12 protein-coding genes, 5 tRNA genes, 1 rRNA gene and 1 riboswitch are annotated in these 12,185 nt (G+C 41.5%); of the genes, 5 read left to right on the forward strand and 13 right to left on the reverse strand.

Translation table 11 applies throughout. The features are described from left to right. Positions 1-141: 141 nt before the first annotated feature. The 3 genes from ACF1X7_RS04670 to ACF1X7_RS04680 all read right to left on the reverse strand — a co-directional run bounded on the left by ACF1X7_RS04670 (position 142) and on the right by ACF1X7_RS04680 (position 2,152). Positions 142-543, reverse strand: coding sequence for a DUF1149 family protein (locus ACF1X7_RS04670; RefSeq protein ID WP_253726763.1), 402 nt, complete (start codon positions 541-543; stop codon positions 142-144). 12 nt (positions 544-555) lie between these two features. Continuing rightward, positions 556-1,065, reverse strand: a complete 510-nt coding sequence (trmL, locus tag ACF1X7_RS04675) for a tRNA (uridine(34)/cytosine(34)/5-carboxymethylaminomethyluridine(34)-2'-O)-methyltransferase TrmL (RefSeq protein ID WP_004270256.1) — start codon at positions 1,063-1,065, stop codon at positions 556-558. A gap of 253 nt (positions 1,066-1,318) precedes the next feature. After that, positions 1,319-2,152 carry a methyltransferase domain-containing protein gene (locus ACF1X7_RS04680; RefSeq protein WP_411162466.1) on the reverse strand — a complete coding sequence of 278 codons (834 nt, stop codon included), beginning with the start codon at positions 2,150-2,152 and terminating at the stop codon, positions 1,319-1,321. 211 nt (positions 2,153-2,363) lie between these two features. Here ACF1X7_RS04680 and ACF1X7_RS04685 point away from each other — a divergent pair, with 211 nt between their 5' ends. The 3 genes from ACF1X7_RS04685 (at position 2,364) to ACF1X7_RS04695 (ending at position 5,095) form a co-directional block, all read left to right on the forward strand. Beyond that, on the forward strand, positions 2,364-3,320 hold the full coding sequence (locus ACF1X7_RS04685) for a magnesium transporter CorA family protein (protein ID WP_039099474.1): 957 nt from the start codon (positions 2,364-2,366) through the stop codon (positions 3,318-3,320). 195 nt (positions 3,321-3,515) lie between these two features. Then, the gene (locus tag ACF1X7_RS04690; RefSeq protein ID WP_069468361.1) at positions 3,516-4,493 is read left to right on the forward strand and encodes a GMP reductase; all 978 of its coding nucleotides are present in this window, start codon (positions 3,516-3,518) and stop codon (positions 4,491-4,493) included. 170 nt (positions 4,494-4,663) lie between these two features. Beyond that, the gene (locus ACF1X7_RS04695; RefSeq protein WP_035186296.1) at positions 4,664-5,095 is read left to right on the forward strand and encodes a GNAT family N-acetyltransferase; all 432 of its coding nucleotides are present in this window, start codon (positions 4,664-4,666) and stop codon (positions 5,093-5,095) included. Positions 5,096-5,141: 46 nt separating this feature from the next. Here ACF1X7_RS04695 and ACF1X7_RS04700 read toward each other — a convergent pair whose 3' ends face one another. Both ACF1X7_RS04700 and ACF1X7_RS04705 read right to left on the reverse strand, forming a co-directional pair. Continuing rightward, complete coding sequence (locus ACF1X7_RS04700) at positions 5,142-6,287, reverse strand: AI-2E family transporter (RefSeq protein ID WP_039099476.1); 1,146 nt, start codon at positions 6,285-6,287, stop codon at positions 5,142-5,144. 17 nt (positions 6,288-6,304) lie between these two features. Then, positions 6,305-6,694 carry a PTS glucitol/sorbitol transporter subunit IIA gene (locus ACF1X7_RS04705; RefSeq protein WP_004271184.1) on the reverse strand — a complete coding sequence of 130 codons (390 nt, stop codon included), beginning with the start codon at positions 6,692-6,694 and terminating at the stop codon, positions 6,305-6,307. Positions 6,695-6,842: 148 nt separating this feature from the next. Here ACF1X7_RS04705 and ACF1X7_RS04710 point away from each other — a divergent pair, with 148 nt between their 5' ends. Beyond that, positions 6,843-7,868: a lactonase family protein gene (locus tag ACF1X7_RS04710; RefSeq protein ID WP_069468363.1), complete on the forward strand. Its 1,026-nt coding sequence runs from the start codon at positions 6,843-6,845 to the stop codon at positions 7,866-7,868. 34 nt (positions 7,869-7,902) lie between these two features. Here ACF1X7_RS04710 and ACF1X7_RS04715 read toward each other — a convergent pair whose 3' ends face one another. Next, entirely contained in the window at positions 7,903-9,372 is a 1,470-nt protein-coding gene (locus ACF1X7_RS04715) for an MDR family MFS transporter (RefSeq protein ID WP_064776947.1), read from the reverse strand. A gap of 97 nt (positions 9,373-9,469) precedes the next feature. After that, on the reverse strand, positions 9,470-10,669 hold the full coding sequence (metK, locus tag ACF1X7_RS04720; protein ID WP_064776946.1) for a methionine adenosyltransferase: 1,200 nt from the start codon (positions 10,667-10,669) through the stop codon (positions 9,470-9,472). Then, positions 10,667-10,752, reverse strand: a riboswitch (SMK box riboswitch). Its footprint overlaps the gene before it by 3 nt. An 89-nt stretch (positions 10,753-10,841) precedes the next feature. Between metK and ACF1X7_RS04725 the strand changes: the two genes are divergently transcribed. Further along, positions 10,842-11,561, forward strand: a complete 720-nt coding sequence (locus ACF1X7_RS04725) for a hypothetical protein (RefSeq protein WP_237023205.1) — start codon at positions 10,842-10,844, stop codon at positions 11,559-11,561. 55 nt (positions 11,562-11,616) lie between these two features. Here the strand turns inward: ACF1X7_RS04725 and ACF1X7_RS04730 are convergent. The 6 genes from ACF1X7_RS04730 to rrf form a co-directional block, all read right to left on the reverse strand. Then, a tRNA-Asp gene (locus ACF1X7_RS04730) sits at positions 11,617-11,690 on the reverse strand. A gap of 3 nt (positions 11,691-11,693) precedes the next feature. Then, positions 11,694-11,766, reverse strand: a tRNA-Val gene (locus ACF1X7_RS04735). Between the two features lie 7 nt (positions 11,767-11,773). Further along, positions 11,774-11,845 (reverse strand) — tRNA-Glu (locus ACF1X7_RS04740). 18 nt (positions 11,846-11,863) lie between these two features. Further along, positions 11,864-11,953 (reverse strand) — tRNA-Ser (locus tag ACF1X7_RS04745). A gap of 10 nt (positions 11,954-11,963) precedes the next feature. Further along, positions 11,964-12,036, reverse strand: a tRNA-Asn gene (locus ACF1X7_RS04750). A gap of 8 nt (positions 12,037-12,044) precedes the next feature. After that, positions 12,045-12,161 (reverse strand): 5S ribosomal RNA (gene rrf / locus ACF1X7_RS04755). Positions 12,162-12,185: the final 24 nt, after the last annotated feature.

Genomic DNA, 12,185 nt, shown 5'->3' on the forward strand with positions numbered 1-12,185 from the left:
GAAAATCTCCTTCAACCTTAAATCCTACTATCCATTATACACGAACATCTGTACTACTAAACCCATAAATATCAGTCCCGTACCGTTTTTAATCACGGTACTAAAAAAGGCCACGGCAAAATTGCCGCAACCTTTCGCTGATTAGTCTTCGTCGGCTTGCGCTGTAAATTGGAGTTGAACGCCCCGATTTAAAGCAACCGCCGTCACTTGATACGTCAATGTTTCGATGTATTCAATCAATGGTCGTGAAAGCTTCATCATGTCTTTTTGATCAATTTCACTTGGTTCACCAAAGAAATCTAAGAGTTGAACCACTTGTGAAATTTGACCTGACACTGCAAAGCCACTCTTTTCTGGTGCAACTTGGAAAGGCGTCACAATTTGGTAAATATTCCCCGCGCTCAAATCAGCTTCTTGTAAATATGGATCTTCTTCGCTGATGGTGACTAAGCTGACTTGGATATTTTGTTGTGGTTCTACATCAGGTGAAACACGGTCATAATGAAAAGCATCAACAGTAATTGGATCTTTCTTCGTTTGCATCAAAAACACTCCCTATTTTAATTTATCATTGTCGTACAAATGACTCTTTTCGAGTCCTGGAAAATCTTGTTGGCGCAATGCCTCAAAGATCACTAATGCCGCACAGTTCGAGAGGTTTAATGCTCGAATATGGTCGGACATTGGGATTCGTAAACACTGATCTTCATTTTCACGCATGAAAGTTTCAGGTAATCCGGTCGTTTCCTTACCAAACATAAAATAATGATCAACACTTGTATCCGACACATCTTGATCAGAATAAGCTTGCTTAGCAAACTTCGTAATCAAGTATAAATATTGACGATCGGGCACAGTTGCTAAAAAGGCATCCAAGTTCTTGTGATAATTAATCTTAACTTGGTCCCAGTAATCAAGACCAGCCCGTTTTAAATGTTTATCATCGGTTTCAAAGCCTAATGGTTCGATTAAATCTAAAACAGTATCTGTTCCTGCACATGTCCGCGCAATATTACCGGTATTGGCAGGAATCAGTGGTTCGTATAATACAATATGATTAGTCACGGTCTAAACTTCCTTAAAAAAGATTCAGTAGATTAATTATACAATAGAATTCACAAAAGCTCTACCTTGCTTTGCAAATAAAAAAACGTAGTCCCTCGGTTATTCACGGCGAGAAACTACGTTAGTGTCATTTCATCACTAGCTTTTATCAAAATAAATTCTGATAAAAGTTAGGGAAAAAATTCCTTAAAAACATTATAGCGCCCTTATTTTAGAGTTGCAATCAGATTTTTAAACTTTCTTTAAATTCTCATCATTTTCCCACTAAAATCGTGACATCTAATGAGATTTCAGGTAGCGCTTCTAGCGTGATTGCCGCTAATTGTGCCTTAGAAGCCGTCCACGTCAATGGCGTCATTTCGACCAAATCGCGCAATGTCTCGGGTGTTAACGTCATTGTTTTTTGAACTTGCATTTCTTGATAATCTGGAAAATGTTGCGCAAACAATTCTAAGACTGGACCATGATCATAGCTTTCCTTAGCTTGACCATGATACAGTAACTCCCGTAACTCATGTAAGTAACCCGCATTGGGAATCACCTTAATTAGTTGACCGCCCGGTTTCAAGACACGTTTAAATTCTTGATATTGCGAAGGCGAAAAGATATTGAGCACCGTATCTAACTGGTGATCAGCAAATGGCATCCGCGCTAAGTCTGCTGCACAAAACCACGCATCGGCATTGTAATCACTTGCCAATTGAATCGCAGGTTTAGAAATATCAAACCCGATATAACGCGCGGGAACTTGCGTATTGAGCTGTTGCACTGGCGTTCCTTCACCACAACCGACATCAAGGACTAAACTATCGGGGGTAATCCGTGATGCAATTTCTTTTAAGAACGGTTGAAAGAAACCTGCTTGTAAAAAAGCCCGGCGATGTTGCAACATTTCCTTGGTATATTCAGACTTCATTTGCTTTGCTAAAAAATATAACGTGCCATTTTTAGCGAGGTCAAAACTATGCCCATTGACACAAAGTAATTGGTGCTCGGCTACACTTGCAAATACGTCCTGACAGATTGGACATTGTAATACGGCCAAGTTCGTCGTTAAAAACTGCTTGGCTAACTCAATTTTTTTCAAATTTCTGATTCTCCTTGATCTAACGTGCTTTCAAAAGCATCCCGTTCCGGTTAGCTACATTAGCCAAACAATCGGCTACGCCGCTTATTCGTCTAATTAGGCTAATCCTGAAAGGATACCCGGTTTGAACGCACTTCTTTTATACCGCACTTTACATTCTTAAAATATCCAGTAGACTTAACAGTAAGTTATTGATGAAGGAAGTGACACCATGCTCGAAACCTATCGCTTCGACAGTGCTAAGAAAAAGCTCACCAAACATGCTAAAATCCAGTCCAACAGTTGGATTAACGTAACTGATCCCTCGACTGAAGAAATTGAGCTTCTCACTAAGAAGCTCCACATCCCATCTGATTTTATCTACTATAGTTTAGATGCTGATGAAAGTGCGCGTGCTGAGCACGATCCTGATTATAATGCGACCCTGATTATTTTCAACATACCAATTCTTGAAAAAGACCCGCAAAAACCAGATAAATACCTCTATAAAACAAGTCCCTTAGGAATTATTGTAACAGATTCGACCGTCTTAACCATCAACAAAACGCCAGTCACCTTTTTACAGAGCTTTGTTGATGGCCAGATTAAAGGTTTCAATCCACAAAATCACCGTAGAAGTGTCCTCCAGATTCTCTTCCGCATTTCATCCATCTATCTCCAATATTTGCGGGACATCAACCGCTCTCGTGAACAAATCGAAAATCGCTTGCAGAGTTCCCTACGGAATGAAGAACTCTTCGATCTGATGACCATTCAACGCGGCTTAGTTTATTTCATGATGTCCTTAAAGACCGATAAAATGGTACTCGCTAGTTTAATGCGGACCAATATGTTAGATCTTAATGAAGATGAAATTGAATTGCTTGATGATATTCAGATTGAAAATCATCAAGCCATCGAAATGGCAGAAATTTCCAACACAATTATTAACGAAACAGCCGATACTTACTCGTCAATTATTAATAATAACATGAATAGTGTTATGAAGTTCTTGGCATCTTATTCAATTATTCTCACCATCCCTGGATTAGTATTTAGTTTTTACGGGATGAACGTGGACCTTCCACTGTCTCACTCTAAAACAAGTTGGTTGATTACTTTATTCATTTCCCTGATCATTTCTGGTGTGCTAGTCTATCGCTTCTGGCGCAAGCGGTACATTAAATAGAGCGTGTGCCAGCTCCTGCGGATTAGAACCCGTTTAACTTACAAAAGGCCCACTATCATCAAACACATTCTCCCATTCTTTGGGTTCGAATGTGTTTTTTATTTGACTTTCATAAAAAAGTTCGTTATTATACGTTATGCACGGATAAATTCCGTGTTATCTAAAATAAATGTTCGTGTTTAAGGAGAATTCCCAATGGACGTATTTGATTACGAAGATGTTCAACTGATTCCCAATAAATGTATTGTGAAAAGTCGGAGCGAGATTGATACTAGCGTCCGCTTTGGCTCAGAAACGTTTAAAATCCCAGTCGTCCCTGCTAACATGCAGACGATTATTGATGAACCGCTTGCCATCTGGCTTGCCGAAAACCATTACTTCTACGTCATGCATCGCTTTCAACCTGAAAAGCGTCCCGCATTCATCAAAATGATGCACGAGCGCGACTTATTTGCCTCAATCAGTGTCGGGGTCAAAGACGATGAATTCGACTTTATTAATCAATTAGCAACCGATAACTTACTACCAGAATACATTACAATCGATATCGCCCACGGCCACTCACAAGTCGTGATCGATATGATTCAACATATCAAAAAAGTACTGCCTAAGAGTTTCGTCATTGCCGGCAATGTTGGCACCCCTGAAGCCGTTCGCGATTTGGAACGCGCAGGTGCGGACGCAACCAAAGTCGGGATTGGCCCTGGTAAAGTTTGCATCACCAAAATCAAGACCGGCTTTGGGACTGGTGGTTGGCAACTGGCGGCCCTCAGATGGTGCGCGAAAGCTGCTACCAAACCGATGATTGCCGATGGGGGAATTCGAACCAACGGTGACATCGCTAAATCAATCCGTTTTGGCGCTAGCATGGTGATGATTGGGTCCCTCTTTGCAGGGCACGCTGAATCACCTGGCAAATTAGTCGAAGAAGATGGTCAACAATTCAAAGAATATTTCGGGTCAGCTTCAGAATTCCAAAAAGGCACACACCAAAACGTCGAGGGTAAACGCATTTTAGTGCCTTATAAAGGTGCGATTAGTGACACGCTCACCGAAATGCGCCAAGACTTACAATCATCGATTTCTTATGCTGGTGGTAAACGCTTATCATCATTGAAGAAAGTCGATTACGTTCTTGTTCGCCATTCAATTTTTAATGGTGACATGCTTTAAAAAGCAGTTAAAAGAGCCAGACTACCTTTTAAATCGGTAGTTTGGCTCTTTTTAGTTAGGTACCTAAAAACTTCTCTGAAATGGTTGAATCCGACTTGAAACAACTGTATAATTACCCGTGTCGCTTTTAACCTTAGCGTCTACATTGATCAGAAAAGGGTGTGAAACAAATGGATATTAAACATACACTTGGAGATAACAGTGTTATCTTTCGTGATGCAACATACATTAGAAGAACGGTGTTTGTCCGAGAACAAAATATGCCGGAAACACAGGAAATCGATGCGCACGAAGATCACACGATTCACTATGTAGGTTACCTCAATCAAGACCCAGCAGTAACCGCACGCGTGCACGTCTTAAAAGACGGTGGATTTAGAATTCAGCGCGTTGCTACCATCAAAGCTTTCCGTGGCCAAGGACTCGGCTATCAATTAATCGAAGCCATCATTGAAGACGCTAAACGCACCACAACGCCTTATATTATTTTATTCGCACAGGACCACGCCATTGGTTTCTACGAAAAATTAGGCTTTATTGTCACAAGCGAAGGCGAAATGGAAGCGGGCATCCCCCACCACTACATGAAATTAACGCTCTAAAAACCAAAAAACGCACGATCCGCATTTATTACGGATCGTGCGTTTTTTATTGCTCGTATAAGCCTGAAACTGACTTGAACCATTCAAAAAGGTGACTAATTAATATCTTGATAATCGCATATACTGGAATACCGAGAATCACACCGGCAAGGCCGAATAACTTTCCTGAAGCCAGCAACACAATGATTGTCGTGACCGGATACATTGCCATCTTGCTCCCCAAGACCAATGGGGAAACTAAACGACCTTCCAAGGTCTGTTCAACAGCAAACACGATGAGTACTTTAATCAATAATAACGGCGAGATAAACGCTGCAATAATCACTGACGGGACCATCGCTAGGAAAGAGCCTAAATACGGAATTAAGTTTAAAATCCCCGCTAAAATTCCCAACGTCAACCCGTACTTCATCCCAACAATCCAGTAGCCTACAGTAAACATGACTGCAACCCAAAACGCTACTGTCAATTGGCCGCGGATGTACTGACTGACCTGTGTGTTAATTTCTTCCAACACTTTCCCAGTTGTGGCGCGTACTTTAACCGGGAAGAATTTTAACAAATAGCCTTTCATTCGGTGACCATCTTTTAACATGAAGAATAAAATGAACGGCATCGTTACAATCGCGATGACTACGTTCGTCACCACTCCGACCGCTGTTCCAATATGACTAACGGTCGAAGTCAGCATTTTATTTACTTTACTTGATAAATTACTAAACACATCCGTATTGATATCGTTTAATTGTTTTTGAATCGATTTGAAGGCTGGGTCGTTAAACCATTTCATCGTCTGAGTTTGAATATTCGCCCAATAAGACGGCCACTGATCAATTAAACTCGTTGTCTGGGATTGAATGATTGGAATAATCGTCGCAATTCCCCAGACCAGTAAGCCAACAATTAAAATAAAAATAATCGTAATCGACAATACCCGATTTAAATGCCAACGCCGTTCAAACCAATCAATTAACGGGTTGGTCAAGTAATACAAGACGGCCGCAATAATAATCGGTAACCCAATAACCAACATCAACGACTGAATTGGTTTTAACAGCCAAGCAAGTTTTGTTAATAAAAGTATAATCAGCAACGTTAATAACATGTTTAACAAAACAATCGGTAGCTTCTTATTTAAAAACCATTTAAAGAACCATGAACGTTCTGTTTGTGGCTGTTTATTCTCTGTCACACCAATTCACCTAATTCCTACATAGTTTCTTGATACGTTATCTGCGTTCCTACTTTGAATTCAGGAACAGCCGGAACACCCGCGGCGGCTGGTGTTAAATAAAGCCCACTTTGCAGTTGATCTTCTTGTGGCGCAGGTCCAAAAACTAAAGCGACATGACCAATACTGTTGAGGTTAGGATTTACCAACGCGCCCACATACGTAATCGTATAAGGTTGTTGATTAATAATAACCGCAGAATCTGTCGTCAGTGTTAGCTGTTTTTTGGCCGCTTCGTCCATAAAATGTTGAATCAATGCCACGTTTTGAATGGCAGTTGTCGCATGTTCATCGAATAAAATGACCATCGGTTCTTGATCATCAATGGCGTCGTTGCCAATTGAAATGACTTCTGCTTGCGTGTTCATAATGAAATCTCCTCTTAGTTAAGATAGTATCATTGTAGCATATTCGCGACTTAGTTTTAGCGACTAGTGAATCCTTTTAGTAACAGATTAAACCGTTTTCGCAGGAATATGCTATACTCAAAGAGTATTTGACGAAGGGAGTCTGATTATGACAGAAGAAGTTTTAATTGGTGGTTATACCCGCCGGATTGGTAAAGGGATCTACCGCGGAATTTTCGATGCAACAACTGCAACCGTGAGTGACATCCAACCATTCATTAATCTCGATAACGCATCCTATTTAACGATTTCAAACCGTAACATCCTCTACACCGTCATTAAAGATGGGGACCAAGGTGGGATTGCTGCCTATGACTTAGCTAGTGGCACCCCTGTCTTTTTGAACGCGGTCTTAGCAGCCGGCGCACCACCAGCATACGTGGCAGTCGATGAAGACCGCCAACTCGTTTATGCAGCCAATTACCATAAAGGCGAAATACTCGTTTATCAAATCCAAGCCGATGGCAGTTTAACCTTAGCGAGCACGACAGTTCATGAAGGCCACGGTCCGCGTCCTGAACAAGCTAGCGCCCACGTACATTATACCGACCTAACACCTGACCACCGCTTAGTGGTCTGTGATTTGGGCACCGATGAATTAGTAACTTATGTCGTCGACAATGCTGGTCAATTAACCAAAGTAGCAATTTACAAGAGTGAACCTGGTTTTGGCACACGGCATTTAGTCTTCCATCCCAATCACAAGACAGCTTACCTATTGGGTGAATTGTCCAGTGAAGTGACAGTCTTAGATTATCATGCAGCCGATGGGACTTTTAGCGCGGTTGCTACCTACTCAATGTTACCTGCAGATTGGCACGAAGCAAACGGCGGTGCTGCAATCCGTGTTTCCAAAGACGGTCGTTTCCTTTATGCTTCCAACCGTGGGTATAATTCAATCGTTGTGTATGCCATCAGTGATGACAGTCGCCAACTACGAGCAATCCAACAAATGTCAACGGATGGTGAATTCCCCCGTGACTTCAATCTTTCCGCTAACGACGATTTTCTATTAGCCGTTAACCAAAATAGTGATAATGGTACGCTTTATCGGCGCGATGCCCAAACTGGTTTATTAGCCGCCTGTCAAAAAGACTTAGAAACACCTGAAGGCGTCTGTGTCTTATTCCATTAAAATAAAAAAGATTGACCGTATTGGTCAATCTTTTTTATTTACTTCTTTTACGATCCATTAAATTAATAATAATTGCAATGGCAATTAACACAATTGACGCAAAATAAATGAAGTGTAAACCATTGTATAGAATATGGCGTAATGTTGGTAATAATTGTTTAGGTAAGTTCAAAGCAGTTTCTGGATTAATCAATTCATTTAACATGTTTTGATCTAATCGACCATCACCAGCAATCCCTTTTGCCAATTGCCGATTCAAAATAATCCCATAAACTGAAACCATCAAGGTTTGACCTAAAGTTCGACTTAACGTATTAAACGACGTTGCAACACCAACTTTGTCAGCACCAGCAACGCTTTGTGCCGTAACAGTCGTCGTGGTAATGATTAAGCCAAAGCCAATCCCTAAACCAGCAGCAACTAATAAGAAGAACCAAAACGGTGTGGTTTGTGGGACCAATGCTAAGATGAAGCTCCCAACAAGTAAAATACACAAACTACCGGTTAGAATTGTCCGTGGTGCGTGCTTAACAAGTAATTGGCCTGCCCATAATGAGGCAAAAATCCACATCACAGAACTAGGTGTCACAACAAAGCCCCCCATCGAGGCTTTCAATCCGAGGATCCCTTGCATCCACATTGGCATATAGACTTCAAAACCAATTAAGAAACCACTCACTAAAGCAGCCACTGCATTTTGGACAACAAATGTTCGATTTTTAAATAATGATAATGAGATAATCGGATCTTGTGCATGTTTTTCAACGCGGATAAAGAGGTAAAAAGCAGCCACTGCAATCACGAGCATTGACCCTAAAACGAGCACTGACGGTTTGGCTTCACCCATGACTTGGAAGCCATATAGTAAACTCAAAAGGGCCGCCATCAACCATAAACTGCCCCAATAGTCGACTGGCTCAGCACTCGTCTTCTTCTCTTCTTGAAGGAAGTACCAGATTAAACCAATCGTAATAATCCCAATCGGTACATTGATGAAGAAAATCCAATGCCAGGTCAACTTATCAACAATGAAGCCCCCTAAAAGCGGCGCAATGATGGAGGCAATCCCCCATGCTGACCCATTAAAACCCAAGACTTTCGCCCGTTTTTCAATCGGATAAATATCAGCAATAATCGTAAATGATACCGGCATAATCGCCCCGGCTCCCAAGCCTTGAATTGCCCGGGAAATAATTAACGTCCCCATATGATTTGACAATCCACATAAGGATGATCCGATGACAAACAAGGCCAAACCAAAGATGAAGATTGGTTTACGCCCAATCCGATCTGCCATCTTACCATAGATTGGCGTCATCATCGCATTCGTTAATAGGTAGATTGAAAAGACCCAGTTCATCAATTTCATACCGTGTAAATTACTAATGATGGTTGGCATTGCCGTTGAAACAATCGTCCCTTCAATGGCTGTCATGAAAGTTGCGACGAAAATCGCAATCGTCACGAGTAATACATTCGTTTTTCTTCCCTTACTTTGTTCCATTCTTAGCTCCCTCTCTTATTCTTGGGCATAAAAAGAGCCTTTTCTTAACTCAAATAAGCTAAGGAAAGGCCGCCTCTTTTACTCGTCTAATAATACATTAGGCATTTAGTTTAGCAATACTTGCCTTTAGGGCATCCACTTTATCTAAACGTTCCCATGGAAATTCGACATCTGTACGCCCAAAGTGCCCATATGCAGCTGTTTGCTTGTATATAGGTCTTTGTAGATCTAACATTTGAATAATCCCTGCTGGTCGTAAATCAAAGTTTTCACGAATTGCAGTTTGAATCTTTTCTTCACTCACGGTCCCTGTTTCGAAAGTATTTATTGAAACAGAAACGGGTTGCGCTACACCAATTGCATAGGCCAATTGCACTTCACACTTGCGCGCTAACCCAGCCGCTACAATGTTTTTAGCAATGTAACGGGCTGCATAACTTGCTGAACGGTCAACCTTAGTAGCATCTTTCCCTGAGAAAGCACCGCCACCATGACGTGCATAACCGCCGTAAGTATCAACAATGATCTTACGACCAGTTAAACCTGAATCGCCTTGTGGTCCACCGATGACAAACCGACCAGTTGGATTAATGAAATACTTGGTTTGATCATCCAAGTATTTGGCTGGAATAACGGTTTGAATCGCTTGTTCAAGCATATCCTTTTGAATGGTTTCTAAAGTCACATCTGCATCGTGTTGGGTACTGATAACGACGGTATCGACACGAACAGGTTGTTCGTTTTCATCGTATTCAACAGTGACTTGCGCCTTAGCATCTGGTCTTAGATAAGCGAGTTGCCCGCTCTTTCTTAACTCAACGACTTTGCGCATTAAACGGTGTGAAAGGGCAATTGGTAACGGCATTAGTTCTGGTGTCTGATCGACAGCAAACCCAAACATTAACCCTTGATCCCCCGCACCAATCTTATCAAGTGGATCTTCATCCTTTGCACGAGATTCAACTGAATCGTCGACCCCTTGTGCAATATCAGGTGATTGTTCATCAAGTGCAACAATCACAGCACAGTTATCGCCATCAAAGCCATAATGCCCATCACGATAACCAATCCCTTTAATAGTCTCTCTGACCACTTTTTGGATATCAACGTATGCCGTTGTTGAAATTTCGCCGACAACTAGGACTAACCCAGTTGTAACGGTTGTTTCACAAGCAACTCGTGCTTGTGGATCTTGTGCTAACATCGCATCTAAGATGGCATCACTAATTTGATCCGCAATCTTATCTGGATGGCCTTCAGAAACGGATTCCGAAGTAAATAAATGTCTTTCTTGCATTTCTATGTTTCCCCCTATATATGTGTCGGTTACAAGGCCTCTTCACGGTGTGTGAATCCTATCGGGAACTTCTTATAACTCTACTATCCTAGCACAAAATACAATCCATTTCAAAAGCCGTTGACCTTCTTTTCAAAAAAAGTTAAGATGAGACACATATTCTAAGAAAGAAGTGTTGCTATTGTTCTACCTTAACCAACAACATCTAAAGGCTTCAACTCGGCCACAATTACTGACTTTGTTTAATTATTTAAATCTCGGTTTAATCGTCGGACTGACAATGTGGTCTTTTCCAAAGCAATTCGGGCTTTCATTTTATCTAACTGCGATTCTAGGGGCGCTATTAGCCATTTTACTCGTCTTATCACCCCGGTATAAACCAAAGCGAATAATTGCAACTGCTGCCCTTTTAGTCGCAATTATTCTAGCCGCAATCATCGGCTGGCGTGATCTACCTTTGATTGGGCTTCTATCAGGGATTACTAGCATTTTTGTTCTAATCCCTTTTATCTACCCAGACCAGTTCAAAGACCGTACGTTACGGTTATCATTTCAATTCTTACTAGCCCCATTTTTCTTTTTAATTACTCAGATTTTCAGTGGCATTCACTTTATCCCCGAGGATTTACTCGTAAAATTAGGCCTATTCTTAATCATCATTTATCTTCTCGAACTAACGACTCACAATCGGATGATTACTATCCTCAGTTATGTAGTATGGGCGTGCATTATTATTGCACTGATTTTAACGCATTTAATTCACGGTTGGCATTTAATTCTCTTTGCAGGTGGCCAGTTATTATTAATTGCGTTACAACTCGGCCTAATCAAACGTAACTGCTATTTACAAGAGTTTGGATACTTGCTATTAATCACTGGCGTCTTTAATTAAAATGATTAAACAACAAAAAAGCGTAAGCAATTTATTGCTTACGCTTTTTTTAAGACGGTCACAACGGGACTCGAACCCGTGATCTCCTGCGTGACAGGCAGGCGTCCTAACCAGCTAGACCATGCGACCGAATGGAGGTTACAGGGCTCGAACCTGTGACCCTCTGCTTGTAAGGCAGACGCTCTCCCAACTGAGCTAAACCTCCAAAAAAATGACCCGTACGGGATTTGAACCCATGATACCGCCGTGAAAGGGCGGTGTCTTAACCACTTGACCAACGGGCCATGTCATTTATTATTTAACGGAGAGTGAGGGATTCGAACCCTCGAAACAGGTTAGACCCATTTACATGATTTCCAATCATGCTCCTTCGGCCGCTCGGACAACTCTCCAAATAATTGACTCCGGTTGTCAGGCTCGAACTGACGACATCATGATTAACAGTCATGCGCTCTACCAACTGAGCTAAACCGGAATGAAAAAGCGCGGCAACGTCCTATCCTCGCAGGTAGTTTCCCACCAACTACTATCGGCGCTAAGAAGCTTAACTTCTGTGTTCGACATGGGAACAGGTGTATCCTTCTTGCTATCGCCACCACACTATTTTGTGCTTGCGCACTGAGA

Source organism: Latilactobacillus sp. VITA-14, from assembly GCF_046580785.1.
Taxonomy (GTDB): domain Bacteria; phylum Bacillota; class Bacilli; order Lactobacillales; family Lactobacillaceae; genus Latilactobacillus; species Latilactobacillus curvatus.